At 64.5% G+C, this 19,093-nt stretch carries 23 protein-coding genes and 2 riboswitches; of the genes, 6 read left to right on the forward strand and 17 right to left on the reverse strand.

The annotated features are described in order from the left end of the window. Positions 1 to 28: 28 nt before the first annotated feature. On the forward strand, positions 29 to 574 hold the full coding sequence (locus ACFSC3_RS18335) for a DsrE family protein (protein WP_373284538.1): 546 nt from the start codon (positions 29 to 31) through the stop codon (positions 572 to 574). Between the two features lie 326 nt (positions 575 to 900). After that, a complete protein-coding gene (gene nhaA, locus ACFSC3_RS18340) occupies positions 901 to 2,082 on the forward strand; it encodes a Na+/H+ antiporter NhaA (RefSeq protein WP_380941739.1) in 1,182 nt (393 codons plus the stop codon). Here the strand turns inward: nhaA and ACFSC3_RS18345 are convergent. The 17 genes from ACFSC3_RS18345 to ACFSC3_RS18425 all read right to left on the reverse strand — a co-directional run bounded on the left by ACFSC3_RS18345 (position 2,075) and on the right by ACFSC3_RS18425 (position 15,701). Beyond that, entirely contained in the window at positions 2,075 to 2,812 is a 738-nt protein-coding gene (locus ACFSC3_RS18345) for a sulfite exporter TauE/SafE family protein (RefSeq protein ID WP_380941575.1), read from the reverse strand. The genes nhaA and ACFSC3_RS18345 overlap by 8 nt on opposite strands. Positions 2,813 to 2,870: 58 nt before the next feature. Next, a complete protein-coding gene (locus tag ACFSC3_RS18350; RefSeq protein WP_043060750.1) occupies positions 2,871 to 3,587 on the reverse strand; it encodes a sulfite exporter TauE/SafE family protein in 717 nt (238 codons plus the stop codon). Between the two features lie 37 nt (positions 3,588 to 3,624). Beyond that, on the reverse strand, positions 3,625 to 3,882 hold the full coding sequence (locus ACFSC3_RS18355; RefSeq protein WP_052814241.1) for a PepSY domain-containing protein: 258 nt from the start codon (positions 3,880 to 3,882) through the stop codon (positions 3,625 to 3,627). Between the two features lie 103 nt (positions 3,883 to 3,985). Then, entirely contained in the window at positions 3,986 to 4,378 is a 393-nt protein-coding gene (gene crcB, locus ACFSC3_RS18360; RefSeq protein WP_249042167.1) for a fluoride efflux transporter CrcB, read from the reverse strand. A gap of 49 nt (positions 4,379 to 4,427) precedes the next feature. Continuing rightward, positions 4,428 to 5,240: an undecaprenyl-diphosphate phosphatase gene (locus tag ACFSC3_RS18365; protein WP_043060748.1), complete on the reverse strand. Its 813-nt coding sequence runs from the start codon at positions 5,238 to 5,240 to the stop codon at positions 4,428 to 4,430. After that, a complete protein-coding gene (gene eno / locus ACFSC3_RS18370; protein ID WP_198355580.1) occupies positions 5,237 to 6,538 on the reverse strand; it encodes a phosphopyruvate hydratase in 1,302 nt (433 codons plus the stop codon). Before eno ends, ACFSC3_RS18365 begins: the two co-directional genes overlap by 4 nt. 13 nt (positions 6,539 to 6,551) lie before the next feature. Continuing rightward, positions 6,552 to 7,181: a 2,3-bisphosphoglycerate-dependent phosphoglycerate mutase gene (locus tag ACFSC3_RS18375; RefSeq protein WP_043060747.1), complete on the reverse strand. Its 630-nt coding sequence runs from the start codon at positions 7,179 to 7,181 to the stop codon at positions 6,552 to 6,554. Between the two features lie 3 nt (positions 7,182 to 7,184). Beyond that, entirely contained in the window at positions 7,185 to 8,003 is an 819-nt protein-coding gene (locus tag ACFSC3_RS18380) for a universal stress protein (RefSeq protein WP_229664494.1), read from the reverse strand. Then, on the reverse strand, positions 8,000 to 8,818 hold the full coding sequence (locus tag ACFSC3_RS18385) for an ABC transporter ATP-binding protein (RefSeq protein WP_380941576.1): 819 nt from the start codon (positions 8,816 to 8,818) through the stop codon (positions 8,000 to 8,002). The genes ACFSC3_RS18380 and ACFSC3_RS18385 overlap by 4 nt, the downstream gene beginning before the upstream one ends. Further along, positions 8,815 to 9,027 (reverse strand): hypothetical protein, encoded by a 213-nt coding sequence (locus tag ACFSC3_RS18390; protein ID WP_043060745.1) that lies wholly within the window; start codon positions 9,025 to 9,027, stop codon positions 8,815 to 8,817. The genes ACFSC3_RS18385 and ACFSC3_RS18390 overlap by 4 nt, the downstream gene beginning before the upstream one ends. Next, positions 9,024 to 9,602 carry a histidine phosphatase family protein gene (locus ACFSC3_RS18395; RefSeq protein WP_061780586.1) on the reverse strand — a complete coding sequence of 193 codons (579 nt, stop codon included), beginning with the start codon at positions 9,600 to 9,602 and terminating at the stop codon, positions 9,024 to 9,026. The genes ACFSC3_RS18390 and ACFSC3_RS18395 overlap by 4 nt, the downstream gene beginning before the upstream one ends. Continuing rightward, positions 9,599 to 11,482 (reverse strand): alkaline phosphatase family protein, encoded by a 1,884-nt coding sequence (locus ACFSC3_RS18400; protein ID WP_380941577.1) that lies wholly within the window; start codon positions 11,480 to 11,482, stop codon positions 9,599 to 9,601. The genes ACFSC3_RS18395 and ACFSC3_RS18400 overlap by 4 nt, the downstream gene beginning before the upstream one ends. Next, entirely contained in the window at positions 11,482 to 11,919 is a 438-nt protein-coding gene (locus tag ACFSC3_RS18405; protein ID WP_043060744.1) for an EamA family transporter, read from the reverse strand. The genes ACFSC3_RS18400 and ACFSC3_RS18405 overlap by 1 nt, the downstream gene beginning before the upstream one ends. A 2-nt stretch (positions 11,920 to 11,921) precedes the next feature. After that, positions 11,922 to 12,308: a DUF190 domain-containing protein gene (locus ACFSC3_RS18410; protein ID WP_229664493.1), complete on the reverse strand. Its 387-nt coding sequence runs from the start codon at positions 12,306 to 12,308 to the stop codon at positions 11,922 to 11,924. Positions 12,309 to 12,340: 32 nt separating this feature from the next. Next, the gene (locus ACFSC3_RS18415; protein WP_043060742.1) at positions 12,341 to 13,732 is read right to left on the reverse strand and encodes a voltage-gated chloride channel family protein; all 1,392 of its coding nucleotides are present in this window, start codon (positions 13,730 to 13,732) and stop codon (positions 12,341 to 12,343) included. Positions 13,733 to 13,756: 24 nt separating this feature from the next. Next, positions 13,757 to 13,833: riboswitch (Fluoride riboswitch) on the reverse strand. A 147-nt stretch (positions 13,834 to 13,980) separates the two neighbouring features. Beyond that, positions 13,981 to 14,316 (reverse strand): DUF190 domain-containing protein, encoded by a 336-nt coding sequence (locus tag ACFSC3_RS18420; RefSeq protein ID WP_063690145.1) that lies wholly within the window; start codon positions 14,314 to 14,316, stop codon positions 13,981 to 13,983. Between the two features lie 26 nt (positions 14,317 to 14,342). Then, the gene (locus ACFSC3_RS18425) at positions 14,343 to 15,701 is read right to left on the reverse strand and encodes a voltage-gated chloride channel family protein (protein WP_380941578.1); all 1,359 of its coding nucleotides are present in this window, start codon (positions 15,699 to 15,701) and stop codon (positions 14,343 to 14,345) included. Positions 15,702 to 15,724: 23 nt separating this feature from the next. After that, positions 15,725 to 15,801: riboswitch (Fluoride riboswitch) on the reverse strand. A gap of 163 nt (positions 15,802 to 15,964) precedes the next feature. On the opposite strand from ACFSC3_RS18425, the gene ACFSC3_RS18430 reads away from it, so the two are divergent. Genes ACFSC3_RS18430 through ACFSC3_RS18445 form a run of 4 tightly spaced genes read left to right on the forward strand, consistent with a single transcriptional unit; the run spans position 15,965 to position 19,049 of the window. Continuing rightward, a complete protein-coding gene (locus tag ACFSC3_RS18430; protein WP_078462353.1) occupies positions 15,965 to 16,330 on the forward strand; it encodes a DUF305 domain-containing protein in 366 nt (121 codons plus the stop codon). 1 nt (position 16,331) lies between these two features. Continuing rightward, positions 16,332 to 17,771: a YncE family protein gene (locus ACFSC3_RS18435; RefSeq protein WP_125974936.1), complete on the forward strand. Its 1,440-nt coding sequence runs from the start codon at positions 16,332 to 16,334 to the stop codon at positions 17,769 to 17,771. Position 17,772: 1 nt separating this feature from the next. Then, entirely contained in the window at positions 17,773 to 18,282 is a 510-nt protein-coding gene (locus ACFSC3_RS18440; protein WP_007406239.1) for an RNA polymerase sigma factor, read from the forward strand. After that, positions 18,279 to 19,049, forward strand: a complete 771-nt coding sequence (locus tag ACFSC3_RS18445; RefSeq protein WP_007406229.1) for an anti-sigma factor family protein — start codon at positions 18,279 to 18,281, stop codon at positions 19,047 to 19,049. The genes ACFSC3_RS18440 and ACFSC3_RS18445 overlap by 4 nt, the downstream gene beginning before the upstream one ends. The last annotated feature ends 44 nt before the right edge of the window (positions 19,050 to 19,093 follow it).

The raw sequence follows: 19,093 nt of genomic DNA on the forward strand, positions 1-19,093 counted from the left end.
TCATTCCGGTTGTGGAAGGAAAAATGAGATGCGGCTTCCCGTTATCGCAGTTGCAGGATGCCTTGCCGTCATGAGCAGTGCCGGGTCAGCGGGAGGCACCGCTCAACAGCCCGTGATTGCCGGCTATGGCAAGATCACGCCGGTAGAAGGCGCGGTTGAGCGGCCGGACCGCTCCCTGCGCTATCGGGTACTGTTCAGCGTGACGAAGGCGGCGTCATCCCCCGACAAGGTCAATCCCTCGCTGGAGAAGGTCGCGCGCTTTCTGAATCTGCTCGGCGCGGACAACGTGCGGCCAGCACAGGGAGATGTGGTCGTGATCGTCCACGGCCCGGCGACACCGATTATTGCTGAAAATGGGGCGTATGCGACGAAAACCGGCGCTGCCACGAACCCTAATCTTGCCCTGATAGCGGCGTTGAAACGAGCAGGCGTGTCCGTTCGGGTGTGCAGCCAGGCTCTGGTCGGGAACGGGATTGCCCCTGCTGAGGTCGACAAGGTCGTCGAAGTCGATGTGTCGGCGCTTACGACGATGGCGACGTTGCAGATACGCGGTTGGGCATTGATCCCGGACTGATCGCTTTCACACTGTCCCGAAGCGCGATCGATTCCGAGAACGTCCCCTCGTCTCGTTGGCCGTTCCTTGGTGGGACGAGCGATAAGACCTCGGATACCGATCGGATGTCGACCGCCTGTTTGATGATAGCGGCCGCTGCAGCTCTCATGGGCCTGCTTGGATCGTTTCAATTGTACGATGGGCTCACGGCACGACATGACGTTGCCCTGATGATGTGACGATGCGATAGCTCTCCCCGGGTGTTCGCCGCCATATTCGGAGGTGGGCAGGTTCTTACGCTGGTCGGGCCGCCAGCGTCCGAATTCTCACGTCCGGATACCCTGTTGATGAACCATGCCCAATCGCACCCCAGTGCGATCCGCCGTTTTCTCGAAGCACAGTCATCAGCCGGACTGGTTCTCATGGCCGCCGCGGTGGTTGCGCTCATCATCGCCAACTCGCCTCTCGGACCGGGTTATGCAGCGATGCTGCACGCCTATGTCGGGCCGCTGTCGCTCGAACACTGGATCAATGACGGTCTGATGGCGGTGTTCTTCCTGCTCGTCGGGCTGGAGATCAAGCGCGAGGTAGTAGACGGCCAGCTCTCGACATGGCCGCGGCGCGTCCTGCCGGGCATCGCAGCCGCCGGCGGCATGATCGTGCCCGCTCTTATCTATCTCGCATTCAATGCCGGACCGACCGCGGCCGGATGGGCGATCCCCGCGGCGACCGATATCGCCTTCGCGCTGGGCGTCATCGCACTGCTCGGTAATCGCGTGCCTGCATCGTTGCGCGTGTTTCTCGCGGCGCTGGCGATCATCGACGATCTCGGCGCGGTGCTCATCATCGCGCTGTTCTACACGGCCGACCTCTCGTTGCCTGCACTAGCGGGGGCGGGAGCGGCGCTCGCGGTTTTGATCGGGTTCAACCTGTTCAAGGTACGACGCCTGTCGCCCTATCTTCTCGTGGGCATCGTTCTTTGGGTACTGGTTCTGCGCTCGGGCATCCACGCGACGCTCGCCGGTGTCATGCTGGCCTTCACCATACCGATGGAGCGCACTCCCGGTCGATCCGACCATGCCTGCGTCAGCCCGCTGCATCGACTGGAACATGCCCTGCATCTGCCGGTGAGCTTTCTGATCGTTCCCGTCTTCGGGCTGGCGAATGCCGCGGTGCCGGTGCTGGGGCTCCCGCCGAGCGCGCTGGTCGCGCCCGTCACGCTCGGCGTCGCGGCAGGATTGCTGCTCGGCAAGGTCGGAGGCGTCTTCGGCTTTGCGTCGATCGCGGTCAGGCTGGGACTGGCCGACAGGCCCGCACATGCGGGGCGGCTTCAGATGCTCGGGGTAGCGCTCCTGTGCGGCATCGGGTTCACGATGAGCATCTTCATCACGCTGCTCGCCTTTCCGAGCAGTCCCCTCCTCCAGGCGGAGGCCAAGATCGGTGTTCTTGCCGGCTCGCTGATTTCCGGTCTGCTCGGCTATTTCACACTGCGATGGGCCAAGCGTGATTCCGGGGGCAACGTCAGGTGAGCGCCAGTTTCCCGGCTGCGATCAGAAGGACAGCGCCGAGCGCCTGAAGCAGGCGCCGGGAATCGAGCTTCGACACACCGAGCCGGGTGCCGATCAGCGCGCCGAGAAAGGCGGCCACGACAAAGATCGGCAACTCGCGCGGCAACCGGCCGACCGACGTGAGGTTGTCAAGCAACCCGGCGATCGAGACGCACAGGATGAAGGCGGCCGACAGTCCCGACGTGCGGCGCGGCGTCTCCCAGCCCAGGAGCAGCACGAGCGGACTGAGGAATATGCCGCCCCCTGTCCCGGTCAGCCCAGACAGCGCGCCGATGCCCGCTCCGGAGAGGATCGCGATTCCATGGCGAGGCGGCACCGGTTCCGGCGCTTCATGCTTCGACGGCCACAACAGGCGGATCGCGGCAAGCAGCAGCACGGCCGCGACGATCGGGCGGTAGATGTACCCCGGCAGATGGACTTGCCCTGCCAGATAGGCGGCCGGGATCGCGCCGATCACGAACGGCAGCAGCAGCCTTGCATTGAATTGCCCGGCGCGCACGAAGCGCCAGGTCGTGAAACTTGCGACGAGAATGTTGAGGATCAGCGCGGTCGGGCGCATCGTCTCGGCGGGCAGCGAGAACAGCGCCATGATCGCCAGATAGGCCGATGCGCCGGCATGGCCGACCGAGGTGTAGAGTGCCGCACCCGCCATCATCAGAAGGGCGAGCAGCAGTACGGTGGAGGCATCCATCGCACGGACTTTCGGATAAGCAGTGACGGGATACGGCTATTGCGCCGATCCCCTATTGTCAGCCCATGACGATCATCTGCACCGCGATCAGTGCGAGCAGGACCATCACGAATTGGCGAAAGCGGTCGACGGGCAGTCGCTTGATAAGCGAGCGCCCGGCCCAGGTGCCGGCGATCATCGCGAGGCCCATCGCAATCGCAAGGGGCCAGAAAGCCGGTCCAAGATCGATCGTCGCGCCATAAACGATGGTCTTGGCACCGTGCATGGCAATGGCCGCAGTCGCATCGCTCGCAACATAGGCGAGCGGGGGCAGGCCGAGGCTGAGGAAGACCGCGGCGCCGAGCGGTCCGGCACTGCCCACAAGGCCGGATAGCAGGCCGGTAATGCCACCCCCGACGACCAGAACCCGGCGCGATGGCTTGAACGCGATCATACCCGTCGCCTTGAGAACGACGAGCAACAGGATCGCTCCACCGACCAGGCGAGTGACGAGGCTGGTCGGAAGTGATGCGAAGGACAATGCCCCCAGCATCGACAGCGGAATGGCCGCCGCGAGAAACAGCAAGACCGGGCGCCAGCGTATCTGCTGCCAGTTCATGACGGCACGGGCACCGTTACCGATGATCTGGACGATCGTCAGCAGCGGCACTGCTTCGGTCACGCCGACGACTTGGTTGAGGAGCGGCAGGAGCAACAATGCGCCTCCGAAGCCCGCAGACCCCGAGATTGCGGCTGCAACGAACGCACCCAGGACGAGTAGCAAATAGTCAGTCATGCGGCGCCCGGCCTGCCGGCGCGAGCGCCGGGCATGGTCAGTCGTTGTCCTCGCGCTCGCGCGAGATGATCTTGTAGTCCGCTGACAGCTTCAGATCGTACACGCCGTCCTTGCAACGGGCGTTGTCCACCTCGAATCCACCGTCGTCACGCTCGACCTTCGTCGGATTGGTGCAGCCAGCGGCGCGGATTGCCTTCATCACCGATGCGCGCTGCGCCTTGGTGGGCATGTCATTATCGGCAAAAGCAGGCGTCGCCAACGCGATCGCGACCGTTGCCGCAAGCAGCATCTTCATGAAAATTCTCCCGTTGCAGTTCCGGGCAAACGTCATTCTTTCGAGAGCGTTCCTGATCGATATCAGTATCGGTCAACACCGTGCGTTGGTGCAGCTGTTCGCATCATCCCCAGCGCCGCGCGGCGAGAAGGGCGATTGCCAGGACCGTCAACGACAGCACGATGCTGGCAGCGGCATAAGCAATGGCAGAGCCGATCTCGCCGCGTTCCCATAACGTCACGATATCCAGCGAGAAGGTCGACCATGTCGTAAAGCCGCCGATCAGTCCGGTCGTCACGAACAGCCGCAGTTCGGGATCGTTGATGCTCCTTGCCGCGAACAGGCCGATCATCAGGCCCATCAACGCCGAGCCGACGACGTTGATGACGAGCGTACCCCAGGGAAAGTTCGCACCCGTGAAACGCAGGGCAAGCAGACCAACCCCGTGGCGCAGCATTCCGCCGATGCCCGAGCCAAGGAACACGACCAGGAAACCTGTCCAAAGAGGCATTGTCATTCCGTTGCTTGCAGAGTGGCAAAGAAGCCGACGGAAGGCAGCGCGTCGGTCAGCCCGAGGCGAGCAACCCGGCGACCACGAAGCCGAAGACGATCCGATACCACCCGAACGGCTCGAAACCGTGCCGACCGACGTAGCGGACGAGCCATCTTACGACCGCCATCGCGACGACGAACGACACCACCAGCCCGACACCGATCGCCATCACGTCATCGACCCCGATGATGTCGCGGTTCTTATAGAGATCGAGCGTAGCGGCGCCGAACATGGTCGGGATCGCCAGGAAGAACGAGAATTCCGTGGCCGCTCGACGCTCGACACCCAACGCAACGCCGCCCATGATGGTCGCGCCGGAGCGAGACACGCCGGGGATGAGCGAGAGAAGCTGGCAAAGCCCGATCCCGAGCGCGAGCGATGGCGACAGGTGTTCGACGTCGCCGGCAACGACCGCACGGCGCTTGGCCCACCGTTCGATCACGATGATCGCAATCCCGCCTGCAACAAGGCTGACGACCACGACATAGGGCGAAAACAGCACCTGTTTGATGAAGTCGTGTGCCAGTCCGCCGACGATGACGGACGGAATGAAGGCGATGAGGACGTTGCGCGAAAAGCGTCGTGCGCCGGCATCGCCCTTCAATCCGGTCACCACCAACCACAGCTTTGCGCGATAGAGCCAGCAGACTGCCAGAATCGCGCCGACTTGGATGACGACATCGACGATGCCCGCTTGCCGTCCCTCATAGCCGATCAGACGCTCGGTGAGGATGAGGTGGCCCGTCGAGGAGACGGGAATGAACTCGGTCAGGCCCTCGACAATGCCGAGGACGACGGGTGCGACCAATGCGGTAGGATCGATCATGCCCGCCTCTCGACGTAACGGGCAAACGGAGCCGCCATGCGGGCACGATCGCCCAGCTCCGCCTCGATCGCGATGAGGCGGTTATATTTGGCAAGCCGCTCGCCGCGACACGGGGCGCCCGACTTAATCTGGCCTGCACCCATCGCGACCGCAAAGTCGGCGATGAAGTCGTCTGCGGTTTCACCGGAGCGATGCGACACCATCGTCCCCCATCCCGCTTGCTGGCAGATGCGGACGGCCTCGATCGTCTCCGTCACCGTTCCGATCTGGTTCGGCTTGATGAGGGCGGCATTGGCAGCGTGTCGGGCGATGCCTTCACGGATGATGCGGGGGTTGGTGACGAACAGGTCGTCCCCGACGATCTGTATCCGATCGCCCTGGTCGGCGGTCTGATCGATGAACCCGGCCCAGTCTTCCTCGCCAAAGCCGTCTTCGATCGAGACGATCGGATAGGCATCGATCCAGCGCCCGTAGAGTGCGAGCAGTGCCGCCCGATCGAGCCGTCCGGTGCGCGACCGCGACAGGTGATAGCTCTCACCCTCGGCAAAGGACGATGCGGCGGGATCGAGCGCAATCGCGATATCGACCCCGGGGCGATACCCTGCACGTTCGATGGCTGCGACGATCAGCTCGCAGGCGGCCTCGTTGCTGTCGAGCCGAGGCGCGAAGCCACCCTCGTCACCCACCGAGGTCGCAAGCCCGCGGTCGTGCAACAGGCTACGCAGGGCGGCATAGGTTTCCGCACCGTAGCGCACGGCTTCCGCGAAACCCGGCGCACCGTGCGGCACGATCATGAATTCCTGGAAGTCCAGGCTGCTGTCGGCATGTTTGCCGCCGTTCAGGACGTTCATGCAGGGCACCGGCAGGAGATAGTCATCGGCGTCGTTCAGGCTCCGGTAGAGTGGTCGCCCTTGTGCCAGCGCGGAGGCGCGCGCGACGGCAATGGAAACGCCCAGGATGGCGTTGCCACCGAGCCGGCCCTTGGTGTCGGTGCCGTCGAGTGCGATCATCACATGATCGATGTCGGATTGCGCGCGGGCATCCAACCCCATGAGTGCATCTGCAATCTCGCCTTCGACATGAGCGGCAGCGCGCCGCACGCCCTTGCCGCCGTAACGGTTACGGTCGTCGTCGCGAAGTTCGACGGCTTCGTGCAGGCCGGTCGAAGCCCCGGACGGGACCGAGGCGGTTGCCGAGTTTCCGTCCGTCAGCGTCACCGTGACGGACAGGGTCGGATTGCCCCGGGAATCCAGGATTTCCAGGGCTTGGAGACGGGCGATCTGGCTGTCGATGGACATGGGAAATTTCCTGTCAGGAGATGATCGCGCGATCGAGGATCGCGGTCGTTGCGGCGAATTCGTAGAGGATGGCACCGGCGGTCGGGATGTCGAACGTCTCGACCCCGAGCGCATCGATGCCGTCGAGCGCCATGGCGAGTGCGCGCAGGCTGTTGCCGTGCGCCACGACCAGCGTGGCGCCGCCTTGCATAATGGCAGGCAGCATGACGTGGATGTGGTAGGCGAGCACGCGCGCTGCCGTATCGCGCAGGCTCTCCCCGTCGGGCGGTGCATCGGCATAGGAGCGGCGCCAGCGCAGCACCTGTTCGACGCCGTACCGATCTGCGGCTTCCGCCTTGTTCAGCCCTGTCAGCGCGCCGTAATCGCGTTCGTTGAGAGCCAGGTTTGCGATGACGGGAACGTCCTGACTGCCGGTCACGGCCGTGACGATGGCAGTGGTGTCGGCGCACCTGCGTAGCGTCGACCGGAAGATGCGGGCGGGCCGAATGCCGCGGTCCAGCAACTGACGGGCAACGGCGTCGGCCTGTCCGCGCCCGTTTGCCGTCAATGCGGGATCGGCCGATCCGGTAAAGCGATTGGCGGCGTTGGCTTCGCTTTCTCCATGTCGAAGCAGGATCAGGCGCGCATGGGCAGCTCCGTTCATCGTTCAATGGGCCATCAGCAACGGGATTTCGGCTGCGGCGAGCAGATGCCGCGTGGTGCCGCCCATGAACCATTCGACGAGCTGGTTGTGCCGGTAGGCGCCGGTCACCAGTAGATCGGCTCCGACAGCCTTGGCTTCCGCGACGAGCTGCGCACCCAGATTGTCACCCTGTCGGGGGACGACATGAAGTTCGTGCGTCACGCACAGTTCGTCGAGCAGCGCCTCGAGCTTCAGCGCCGGATCGCCATCCTCGCCGATGCGGATCGCGGTGACCCGGCTTGCCACCCGCAACCATGGTGCCGCCTCCCTGATCGCATGGCGGGCCGTATCGCTGTCGCTGAGACCGACAGCCATATGGCTGAATGCGGTGACGGCACCGGGCTGCCAGTGCGGTGGTACGATCAGGACCGGTTTGTCGGTGGAAAAGAGGGCTGCGTGAATGGCATCGCCACTGTCCATGCTCTGTTCGCGCGCGACCACGATCAGCGCATCGACGTTCGCGGCCTCGCTCGTAACGACGGCTTCTTCCGTGCCGACGACCGACCGCCAGAATACCCGTGGCGTGTCCTCGCCTGCCCCGGCGTTCCACGCGACGAAGGCGGCATGGGCCGCATCGGCACGCTCCTGCGCGGTCCCTTCATCACGTTCGCGCATGCGCTGGAACTGGATTTCCTCATCGCTGGAGGCGTGAATCCTATCGGGATCGACGACGACGTTGAGTGCTTCGATCGAAGCGTCGCCCAATGCTTTTGCGGCAAGAACCGCCGCATCCAGACAGGCAGGCGCGCTGTCCGCGCCCACGATGACAGCAAGCAGCTTCATGACATGATCTCCTGTGGCGAGGGATGAACGACTTTTGGATCAGCTATGCGCCCGGCCCGCGTCCGTGTGCCCAGCAGATAGTTGCGGAGCCACGGGTCCTGGCTGTGCTCCAGCTCACGGACGGGGGCGACGGCAAGGATCGTGCGATCCGACAGAACCGCGACACGGTCGCAGATGGTGTAGAGGGTATCGAGGTCGTGGGTCACGACCACCACGCTCAGGCCTAGTTCGCTTGCCAGACCACCGATCAGGGCATCGATCTGTGCTGCCATGATCGGATCGAGACCGGCAGTCGGTTCGTCGAGGAGGATGAGATCCGGGTCGCGCACGATCGCCCGCGCCACCCCCACACGCTTTTGCAACCCGCCGGAAAGCTCGGACGGGAACTTCCACAGCGCATCCTCGGGAAGTCCCGATGCGAGCGCCTTCATTCTTGCGACCGACAGGATCAGCTCTTCCGGCAAACCGTGATGTTCGCGCAGCGGCATCGCGATGTTGTCCAGAACGCTGAAATCGGAAAACAGTGCGTTGGCTTGAAAGAGCACGCCCCAGCGCTGTTTGATCGCGGCCAGCGTCCGGTCGTCAGCCTGGTACAGATCGTCTCCGAACAGCCTGACGGTGCCCGCTTTCGGTGGCAGCAGGCCGATAATGCATCGAAGCAGAACCGATTTTCCCGATCCCGACGCGCCGACCAAGCCAAGAACCCCGCCACGCTTCATGACGAGGTCCACACCGTCGTGGATGATCCGGCCGCTCAGTTCGGTCACAACGCCCTCAAGAATGAGCGGAGAGGCATCGTCATGCGTGTTCGTCATGACCGGCCCACCCACCAACCGAACAGGCCGGTGACCGTCAGGAGGACGACCGTCGCCACCGCCCCGCTTCGCAGGGCCTCACGGGCTGCCCGCCCCTTGGGAAGCCGGTGCTGGCTATATTCGGCGTAAGTGATGATGCCGGCGCTGATCCCGCCCAGCGGTGCGAAGATGCCCCCTATCGCCCATGCGAGGAGGGCAGTCCGGTTCATGCCAGATTCCATCCGCGAATGACCCGCTCGGCATCATTGTGCTCGTAACCGAGAATGCTGATGCTGGCGGTGTCGAGGATGAAGAGCGCACCGGCCGCGGCGGGAAGCCCCAGCCAGCGCGCAGCCAGCACCCGCAGGATATGGGCGCTGGAAAAGATCAGGATGTCGGACGTGGAGGCCCGCAGGCGTTCGACGACGCGATCCGCCCGCGCCGTGATGTCGTCAGGTGTTTCACCTTGCGGGCAGCCATCGCGAAACAGCATCCAATCCGGGCGATCGGCCAGAATCTCTTTCGTGGTTCGACCTTCGTAGGCACCGTAATCCCACTCCGCGAGGTCATCGACGATTGCGATCTTCCGGGAGAAGCCTGCCAGTTCGCCGGTTCGACGCGCGCGCTGCGACGGGCTGGACCATATTTGCGAAAAGGGACGTGTCGGCAGGCGCTCGCTCAGGCGTTGGGCAGCTTCCTCCCCGCCCTTCGTCAAGGGAATGTCGCTTCGACCCGTATGCTGACGTGTCAGGCTCCAGGCCGTCTCACCATGACGGACAAGCCAGAATTGCGGCAGCCCCGTCATCGACGCGCTCCCCGGCCAGCGGCTTCAGGTGCTGCCACATCAGCCAGGCCGAGAGTGCGGCCCGCAAAACCCCCGGCGTCGAGATAACGAATGCCTGCCGCCTCCTGATAGCGCAGCAGGGTGACGAGACCATTCCCGGCGGCAGCGGATCGCTGCTCGCCCCGGACATAGGGGGTCATCCGCCCCCCGGGCATCGCTTCGCTCAATACCCGGCCGGTCAGCGCACCATGCGGCGTCGGGGAGAGGCGTAGCAAGGCCATCATCGTGTGTCCGATATCCGCGTTGCTGACCGGTGCCGGATCGACGAAACGCCGTTTGAAATCGGGGCCGATCGCCGCTGTGAAGTTGAGGGTGTCGCCGCGGCCGAAGCTGCCGTGCATGCCCTGGCCTTGCTGCAGCGTCGTATCCGCCACCTCCACCTGACAGTTCGTCGGTATTGCGCAGCCGGTCGTTGCCGAGCGGAAGATGACGACGATCGACGGTACGGGGGGCAGCGCTGCCCCTTTGAGGTTGATCGACGATAATGGCAGCGTGCCGGCGATCGAGCCGAGCCGATCATCGACGAAGATTCCGCTGATATAATCCTGGTCAAGCAGCGCGGTGACGATACGGCGCGCGAGCGTCGGATCGCGTCCAGGCAGGTACAACAGGTCCGACCCGCCATTGGCGGCAACCACGATGTCGGGATGAGAGGGATCGGCCCCCAGCAGTGCGTTGCCGCGACTGGGATGAGCACCCGTTGTCACCGGCGCGTTGCCGGCCTCGGGATCGAATGCCGGCATATTCAGCGCCGACGCCAGATCAAGCGCGAGAAAGCCGGGCGGGAGGAAGCCTTCAGGAACATCGGCATACCGCGTCCGTGCTGCACGGCTCGTGTCGCTTTGCTTCGAGATCGTGGAAAAGCCGTGGTCCGACGTGACGATGATATCGGTCGTCCGATCTAGGCCAAGCCGCTTGAGCGCCGTTCGCAGCTTTGCGAGATCTCCATCCGCGTTGCGGATCGCAGCAAAGGTCGTCGGACCATTAATTCCGGGCGTCAGGCGGTTGAGACTGTCGCCCTGATTGTGCTGGGTCCCATCGGGATCGCGTGACCAGAAGACCATCGCGAAAGGCCGGTGACGTGCCTTGAATGACGGCAGCGCCACGCGGGTGGCGACATCGATGAAATAGTCCTGCTGCGCACGATTGGCCTCGCGCGTGCCGGGTGTGCGAGCGTCCCCCGAACGGCCGTTGGCACCCCTGTCCGGTGCGACGAGCGGCAGCCCCGCCCTGGTCATTCCTGTGACAGTGTCGGGCGAAAGCGCGATGCCGCCCGGCCGTCCGGTGGAGTCGTCGACGATGATCGTCGTCATACCGTCGCGAGCGAGGTGATCCTGGATAAGCGCTGGGCCGAGCTTGCCGATCGCAGCGGTGCCGTATCCCGCTTTGCGTGCGGCTTCGAGAACAGTCGTTTCGTTGAGGTAATTGCCGCCGAAGTGCGTATCGACCTCGCCGAGCACGGCATCGTTTTCGAGGAACGGGGTGACGCTGCCCGCCGCGCTTGCGATCGGGGCGGCCGTCCAGATCGTGTTGCTGAAATCGCCGGTATCGCCAAGCTGATGGCCGGTCGCGAGACTGGAGGCATTGGCGGTCGTGAACGTCGGGAATACCGAATGGCTGTTGGGAAAGTAGGTCCCGGCATCCCGTAGCCGGACCAGTTCAGGCGCGGTTTGAGGGGTGACGATCTTGCCTCTCAACCCGTCGATGACGACCAGAATGACGTTGTGCGGAGTGCGGGCGCGCTTTGCGGTGCGAGCTTCGAGTGCCGGTGTAGCGGCAATGGCGACGGCAGCGGCGACGATCGGGAGATAGCGCATCGTTGGTTTCCGTTCGAAAGGCATCAGGCAAGCGCGACGAGCACGGCGCCGGCACCGATCAAACCGATGCCGAACCAGCCCCGCAGGGAGAGGTGTTCACCAAGAAGCGTCACGCCGATGACGGCGACAAAAACGACGCTCAGCTTGTCGATGGGAGCGACCCGCGCTGCGTCGCCGATCTTCAGGGCGCGGAAATAGCAGAGCCATGACGCGCCGGTCGCCAGGCCGGACAGCCCGAGAAACAGCCAGGTACGTGGCGCGATGGTCCCGAGGGGCTGAAATTTGCCGGTAAGCGCGAGCAGGGCGGTCAGCACCACGACAATCACGAGCGTGCGGAAAAGGGTCGCCAGGTCGGAGTTGATTCCTTCGACCCCGATCTTGGCGAAGATCGCGGTCAGCGCGGCAAATCCGGCGGAACCCAGCGCCCAGACGAGCCACGAGGAGGAGCTGACGCTTCCCACTCTCACGCCTGCCCCGTTTCATCGGCCAGCTCGGCGGGCACCGCATCTTCATGCCGGACGCCGCCCGGACCGATGCTCCAATGCTCCAGATGCTTGTAGACGATCACTTTGCCCGCGAGCAGATCGCCATGCCCCTCGCAGAAGCGTTCGAGTTCGCCGCGCTGGCCGATCAGCTCGACACACATGGTCAGGTGCGGATCGGAAATCTCGGAGCCATTTTCCCGAATCGGGCCATGATTGCTGTAGCCGTAATGGGTGTGATGGGCGACGGCGTTCATAATGCCGTCGCGCTTCGCCTGCGCGACCAGCTCGCGGTACAGCGGTTTGCGCGACCAGAAGCTACGCGCGCCCGCAGCCTTGTCGGACGGCTTCATGTAGATGCGGATCATCCCGATCTCGCTGGGCGTGACCTTGTGGGGCATCAGTTATGCTCCTTGACGGTGTTGGAAGGACGCCGGCTACGGCGGGATGCGCGGGCGTCGCGCAGCGTTAAGGTGCCGGTATGAGCGCGGGCGGGACGCTTGGGCACGGCGATCCGCTGCGACAGGTAAATGCCGTTATGGCCCGAGCAGATGTAGGCGACGAAACAGGCCACCGCGATCGGCACGGCATGGGTGGCGCCGAACAGCTCGATCCCCATGATCGTACAGGCCAGCGGCGTGTTGGCCGCCCCGGCGAACACGGCGACGAAACCGAGCGCTGCGAACAGGTCGAGCGGTGCACCGAGCAGCCACCCCAGCGCGTTGCCGAGCGCGGCACCGATGAAGAACAGCGGCGTCACCTCGCCGCCCTTGAAGCCTGCGCTCAGCGTCACGACGGTGAACAGCATCTTGAGCGCCCAACTCCACCGATCGACCGGGCCGCTGAAGAAGCCCGCGATCGTAGGATCACCGGGGATGGCGGACCATACGCCCAGACCCAGATAGGCGCGGGTGCCGACGATCCAGACGAGCGCGATGACCAGGACGCCGCCCAGAGCGGCACGGGCCGGTCCGTAAGGTATGCGGCGCTTGAGGAAACCGCCGAATGCGTGGTTCGCTTCGGCGAAGACGAGGCCGGCGAACCCGAAGGCGACGCCCGCGATCGTCGCCTTGAGGAGCATCAGCGGCTCGACCAGCAGCGCGCCCGTGGCGGGGGCGGCATAGGCGATGTGATAAGGCGTGTGGTGGATGCCCCAGGCATGACACGTCCAGTCCCCGACCAGCGCGGCGAGCAAGCACGGAATGATCCCGCCATATTCGACGCGGCCAAGCGCCAGCACTTCAAGAGCAAACACCGCGCCTGCCAAGGGCGTGCCGAACACCGCGCCGAAGCCCGCCGCGACGCCGGCCATCAGCAGGATGCGAATACCGGATGCATCGAGACGGAACAGGCCGGCGATGGCACTGGCGAGACTGCCGCCGAGCTGCACGGCGGTTCCCTCGCGTCCCGCCGAGCCGCCGAACAGATGCGTCGCGATCGTGCCAAGGAACACCAGCGGTGCCATGCGGAGCGGTACGCCACCCCCGGGCTCATGGATCTGCTCGACAATCAGATTGTTGCCGGCTTCGACCGAGCGCCCGGTGTGATGATAGAGAAACGCGACGGCTGCCCCGCCCACGGGCAGGAGATACAGCAGCCACGGATGATCGAAGCGGGCCTGTGTAGCGGCATCGAGGCTCCATAGGAAAGCCGCGCACAACGTCCCGACCAGCGCCGCCATCGGCAGCAGGATCAGCGTCCAGCGAACCACCGACATGGCATGGTCGTGCCGGTCGCAAAAGAACGCCGCCACGTTGAACTCATGGTACAGATTGCGAAACGTCGCGCGCACGATTCCTCCTTTGCTGCCTTGCGGCGCCAAGTAGGAATCATCGGCCCTTGCTAGGGCGGTTCGGTCAGACGACCCGGCGGAAATCCATCGCCTTGAAGAGATATATGTCGCTGCAATGCAGCAACGTCAATTCCCGAAATACCATCCTTGCGGGGAAGCCTTGGCCATGTCGTTGGTCGTTTCCCAACCGGGAACGCCGATCAAGCTCTGGCTCGCTCAGTTTGGCGCGTGATCGTCCAATGCTCCAGTTAGTTGTAGACGATCACCTTGTCGCCGAGCAGATCGCCATGACGGCGACAGAAAAGGTCGAGCTGATCGCGATCACCGACCAGTTCAACACAGATCGTCAGATGCGGATCGGCAATTTCCGAGCCGTTCTCCCGGATCGGTTCGTGATTGCTGAAGCCGTAATGGGTATTTTGCGCGACGGCGTTGATGATGCCGTCCGCCTTCGCGGTGCGAATCAGCTCGCGATAGAGCGGCTTTGCCCCCCAGAAGCGACGCGGGCCGATCTTGTCGGACGGCTTCAGATAGATGCGCAGCATCCCGACTTCGCGGTGCTGAACGGTGAAAAGGTCGGGCATGGTAGAGCTTTCGACAGGAAGCGGGATCAGGCGCGCGCGCGCCGGCGAGAAGCGCGGCGCGTGCGGGCATCGCGCAGGGTGGCGTCGGGTGTGAGGTGTGCGGCAGGCACCTTAAGCACGGCGACGCGCTGCGACAGGTAGATGCCGTTGTGGCCTGAGCAGAGATAGGCGACGAAGCACGCGACTGCGATCGGCACCGCATAGGCCGCGCCGAACAGCTCGATCCCCATGAACGTGCAAGCCAGCGGCGTGTTGGCCGCGCCCGCGAACAGCGCGACGAAACCGATCACCGCGAAAACCCCTGTCGGCACTCCGAACATGGGCGCGAGCGCATTGCCGAGCGCCGCGCCAATGAAGAACAGCGGCGTCACCTCTCCGCCCTTGAAGCCAGCGCTCAGGGTAACGACGGTAAAGAGCAGCTTCAGCGCCCAGCTCCACGGGTGCGTATCGGGGCCGAAAAAGCTGGCAATGGTCAGGTCGCCCGGCGTTGCCGCCAGCGTGCCCAGGCCGAGATAGTCTCGCGTGCCAAATAGCCAGACCAGCGCGATCACGGCGACACCACCGATAGCGGGTCGTAGTGGGCCATAGGGTATCACGCGCTTCAGCCATCCGCCGAGCGCATGGTTGGCCTCTGCAAAGGCCAGCCCGACCAATCCGAATACAACGCCCGCGACGCCGGCTTTGGCGACGAGCAACGCGTCGACCGGCACCATCGCATCGACATGGTAGGCGCCGTGATGAATGCCCCAGGCAAGACAGGTCCAGTCACCCACCAGTGCCGCGACTAGGCACGGTACTAGCGCGCGATACTCGACCCGGCCGATCGCCAGAACCTCCAGTGCAAAGACCGCGCCCGCGATCGGCGTCCCGAAGACCGCGCCGAAGCCCGCCGCGATTCCGGTCATAAGGAGGGTGCGTGTCGCTTCCGCATCCAGCTTGAGGGCGCGCCCAAACCCGCTGGAAAGACTGCCGCCCAATTGCACGGCGGTGCCTTCACGCCCCGCCGATCCCCCGAACAGGTGCGTCACGACCGTGCCGAAGAGGATGAGCGGGGCCATGCGCAGCGGCACACCGCCCCCCGGTTCGTGGATTTGCTCGACGATGAGGTTGTTGCCGCCTTCGACCGAACGCCCTGTCAGATGGTAGAGCAGTCCGACCAAGAACCCGCCGATCGGCAGCAGGTAGAGCAGCCAGGGAAAGGCATAGCGAAGCCGGGTTACGGCATCGAGGCTCCGCAGGAAGGCCGCGCAGAGCGTTCCCACCGCTGCGGCCATCGGGACCAGAATCAAAGTCCACCGCAGCACCGACATGGCATGGGTGCGGCGCTCGCGAATGAACGCTGCCATGTTGAACTGGTCGTAGAGATTGCGAAACGTCGCGTGCACGATTCCTCCTTGCTGCCTTGCGGCGCCTGGTAGGAATCATCGGCCCTTGCGAGGGCGGTTCGGCCGAATGGCCCGGCGGAAATCCATCGCCGTGCCCGAGCATATGCTGTCCGACGGCGACCTGGTCAACCACGGCAGGGTCACGATGAGACCGTTGTTTTGGTGAAGATAAATAATTGGCTCGCCCATGGAATAAACCCCGACGAGCATCGTCTACGCTTTCGAGACCGATGCGCCGGAGGCTTATGCATAGACGAAACTGGATGCTGGGTCTGACGGCTTTAGCCCTGCTCACCGGCGCAGCCGCGGCCGCCCCTGCCGATGGCTACGCCAGCATGGTGTCTGCCGCGATGGACCGGATGATGGCGGGCATGATGGTCAAGCCGTCCGGCGACGTCGACCGCGACTTCGTCGCGATGATGCTTCCGCACCATCAGGGCGCCATCGATATGGCGGTGGCGGAGCTGCGCTACGGTCATAACGAGCAGCTCAAGCGCATCGCACAGGAGATCATCATCGATCAGCAGCAGGAGATCGCCGCCATGAAGCTGGCGATCGGCCAGCCGCTACCGCCTTCGACGCCAGCCCCGACGCAGGGCGGTGACCACCACAGCCATATGGAGCACTGACATGATCTGGACCATCCTGCGCTCGGCCGCCTTGCTGATAAGCGCCGCACCGGGCATCGCCATGGCCCAGCAGGCGCCGTGGAACGCCAGGGACGTGCCTGTCAGCCACCGCGACCGCGTCTATGCATCCGAACAATTCTCCAACACGGTGTCGGTGACCGACCCGGCCGACAACCGGCTGCTCGGCGTCATCAAGCTTGGCGATCCGCAGCCGATGAATTTTTCACCGCTCTACAAGGGGCAGGTGCTGGTTCACGGACTCGGCTTCTCGCCGGACGGGAAGACCCTCGCGGTCGTGTCGATCGCATCGAACGCCGTGTCGTGGATCGACACCGCCACCAACACCGTCAAGCATACGACTTATGTCGGGCGCAGTCCGCACGAGGCGTTCTTTACACCGAACGGCAAGGAAGTCTGGGTCACCGTCCGCGGCGAGGACTATATCGCCGTGCTCGACCCTACGACGTACAAGGAAACCGGGCGCATCAAGACGCCCGGTGGTCCGGGTATGACGATCTTCTCTCCCGATGGCCGGTACGGCTATGTCTGCTCTTCGTTCAATCCGGTATTGGCTGTGTTCGATGTCGCGACCCACGCGCAGGTCGGACAGGTGGCGCAGCCAAGCCCCTTCTGCCCCAACATCGCCGCGACGCCGGACGGCAAGCAAGTGTGGTTTACGCTGAAGGACATCGGCAAGACGGTCGCATTCGATGCTCGGCCACCCTTCGCGATCCTGAAGGTGCTGGATACCGGGCCTATCACGAACCATGTCAATTTCGCCCGCACGGCCAAGGGGCAGTTCGCGTATGTGACGGTCGGCGGAGAGAATGTGGTCAAGGTGTTCCGCACGTCCGACTTCACGCCGGTGGCAACAATTCCGGTCGGCAAGATGCCGCACGGTGTTTGGCCATCGGGCGACGGCCGGCGCGTTTATGTCGGGCTAGAGAATTCCGATGAGCTGGCCGCGATCGACACTGCCGGCAACACGGTCGTCGCTACCGTGCCGGTCGGACAGGCACCGCAGGCGATCGCCTATGTGTCGAACGCAGTTCCGACAGGCCCCGGCACCGACAATCTCCAGCCGCTCGGCACAGCGGGCAAGGCGCTGCATCTGACCATGGGGCCGATTGGCGGCAAAGGTACGGCAAGCAGCATCACCCTCTTCGACCAGGGCATCATTCAGGTCGTGCAGAGTGCCGTTACCGGTTTGCAGCCCAAGAAGCCTTACATGCTCGTACTGACCGCCAATGCGGACGGCAGCGGCGCTGTAGAGCCGCTTGCGAACTTCATGAGCAACCCGGCAGGTGCGGCGATCGTCAACGCATCGGGTCCGATCCGCCAGATCGTTCAGGGCAGCACCGCGACACCCCGGCGCTTTCTGGCGGTTGCGGAGGTGGTGAACGGCGCGCCGGGGCGCATCGTGCAGGTGCAGCGCGACTGAGATGGACCCGCTTGCCGCCGCGATCGAACCGCTGATCCCCGGGCTGCGCCGCTATGCCCGGTCGTGGTTGCGCGACCGGGTGATGGCGGATGACGTGGTGCAGGATTGCCTGGAGCGCGCGGTCGGGCGCTGGCGACAGCGACGGGGTGCGGAGGTCCGCCCGTGGGTCTATGCGATCCTGCACAATTTGTTGGTCGATCATCAGCGGCAGCATAGCCGGCGAGGTACGGCGGTTCCGCTCCACCTCGTGGACGACGCCGCGCTCGGCCGCCCGGCCGATCAGGACACAGGCCTGCACCACCGCGACCTGCTGCGCGCGCTTGATGCGTTGCCTGAAGAACAGCGAACGGTGCTGCTCCTGGTCTCGGTCGAGGGCCTGCCCTATGCGGAGGTCGCTGCCGTAGTCGGCGTGCCGCTGGGCACGGTAATGTCGCGCATATCGCGGGGGCGCGACCGTCTGGCGACCCTCCTCCGGGAGGGTGAACGGCCGCGATTGAGGAGCGTGCAATGACCAGCCCGATCGGCGAGGACGATCTGGCCGCATGGATCGATGGCAGGCTGTCGCCCGAGCGGCAGCGCCTGGTCGACGCCTATCTTGAAGGCCAGCCGGACGTGCATGCCCGTGTGCGAGAGCAGGCGGAGCAGGCGCGAGCCCTTGCATCCCTGTTCGCCCCCGTCGCGGATGAACCGATCCCGGCGACGATGCGCGTGGCAGCGATCAGGGGACGGCAACGGCAACCGCGTTGGCAGCTCGCCATCGCCGCGTCACTTCTGCTGGCGTTGGGGTTTGGCGGTGGCTGGTCGAGCGCGCGGTGGAGCGGCGAACCCCGCGCGGGCATCGCGGCGCTGGCCAACGAGGCGAGTGATAATTTCCGTGTCTATGCCGCCGACCGGATACGACCGGCGGAGATCGGCCCCGACCAGCGCGCCATGCTGATCCGATGGACCTCCGCTCGATTGGGTGAGCGCGTCACGATCCCGGACCTCAGCACGGCCGGCTATCGCTATGGCGGGGGGCGACTGGTCGCGACGCCCCACGGCCCTGCGGCACTGCTCCTCTACGACGGACCGCAAGCGTCGAAACTTGCGGTGCTGACGAGGCCCATGCAGATCGACAAGACCGCGAGCATGACCAGCACGTCCAGCGGGACCATGGGCCGGGTCACATGGGCGGTCGACGGGATCGGCTATAGTGTGGTGGGCGAGCGACCCGCGGCCGAACTGCATCCGATCGCCGATGAAGTCCGGCGTCAGGCAGATGCCGCGCTTGTGTCCTGATAGCGCCTTGCCGCCTCCCGGCGCCGACGGGCACCGGGCGGTCC

The sequence above is a fragment of the Sphingomonas floccifaciens genome, from assembly GCF_042681125.1.
GTDB lineage: Bacteria > Pseudomonadota > Alphaproteobacteria > Sphingomonadales > Sphingomonadaceae > Sphingomonas > Sphingomonas floccifaciens.

Coding starts and splice junctions, on each gene's coding strand:
- ACFSC3_RS18335 (WP_373284538.1), top strand. CDS start 29: ATGCGGCTTCCCGTTATCGCAGTTGCAGGATGCCTTGCCGTCATGAGC.
- nhaA (WP_380941739.1), top strand. CDS start 901: ATGAACCATGCCCAATCGCACCCCAGTGCGATCCGCCGTTTTCTCGAA.
- ACFSC3_RS18345 (WP_380941575.1), bottom strand. CDS start 2,812: ATGGATGCCTCCACCGTACTGCTGCTCGCCCTTCTGATGATGGCGGGT.
- ACFSC3_RS18350 (WP_043060750.1), bottom strand. CDS start 3,587: ATGACTGACTATTTGCTACTCGTCCTGGGTGCGTTCGTTGCAGCCGCA.
- ACFSC3_RS18355 (WP_052814241.1), bottom strand. CDS start 3,882: ATGAAGATGCTGCTTGCGGCAACGGTCGCGATCGCGTTGGCGACGCCT.
- crcB (WP_249042167.1), bottom strand. CDS start 4,378: ATGACAATGCCTCTTTGGACAGGTTTCCTGGTCGTGTTCCTTGGCTCG.
- ACFSC3_RS18365 (WP_043060748.1), bottom strand. CDS start 5,240: ATGATCGATCCTACCGCATTGGTCGCACCCGTCGTCCTCGGCATTGTC.
- eno (WP_198355580.1), bottom strand. CDS start 6,538: ATGTCCATCGACAGCCAGATCGCCCGTCTCCAAGCCCTGGAAATCCTG.
- ACFSC3_RS18375 (WP_043060747.1), bottom strand. CDS start 7,181: ATGAACGGAGCTGCCCATGCGCGCCTGATCCTGCTTCGACATGGAGAA.
- ACFSC3_RS18380 (WP_229664494.1), bottom strand. CDS start 8,003: ATGAAGCTGCTTGCTGTCATCGTGGGCGCGGACAGCGCGCCTGCCTGT.
- ACFSC3_RS18385 (WP_380941576.1), bottom strand. CDS start 8,818: ATGACGAACACGCATGACGATGCCTCTCCGCTCATTCTTGAGGGCGTT.
- ACFSC3_RS18390 (WP_043060745.1), bottom strand. CDS start 9,027: ATGAACCGGACTGCCCTCCTCGCATGGGCGATAGGGGGCATCTTCGCA.
- ACFSC3_RS18395 (WP_061780586.1), bottom strand. CDS start 9,602: ATGACGGGGCTGCCGCAATTCTGGCTTGTCCGTCATGGTGAGACGGCC.
- ACFSC3_RS18400 (WP_380941577.1), bottom strand. CDS start 11,482: ATGCCTTTCGAACGGAAACCAACGATGCGCTATCTCCCGATCGTCGCC.
- ACFSC3_RS18410 (WP_229664493.1), bottom strand. CDS start 12,308: ATGATCCGCATCTACATGAAGCCGTCCGACAAGGCTGCGGGCGCGCGT.
- ACFSC3_RS18420 (WP_063690145.1), bottom strand. CDS start 14,316: ATGCCCGACCTTTTCACCGTTCAGCACCGCGAAGTCGGGATGCTGCGC.
- ACFSC3_RS18430 (WP_078462353.1), top strand. CDS start 15,965: ATGCTGGGTCTGACGGCTTTAGCCCTGCTCACCGGCGCAGCCGCGGCC.
- ACFSC3_RS18435 (WP_125974936.1), top strand. CDS start 16,332: ATGATCTGGACCATCCTGCGCTCGGCCGCCTTGCTGATAAGCGCCGCA.
- ACFSC3_RS18440 (WP_007406239.1), top strand. CDS start 17,773: ATGGACCCGCTTGCCGCCGCGATCGAACCGCTGATCCCCGGGCTGCGC.
- ACFSC3_RS18445 (WP_007406229.1), top strand. CDS start 18,279: ATGACCAGCCCGATCGGCGAGGACGATCTGGCCGCATGGATCGATGGC.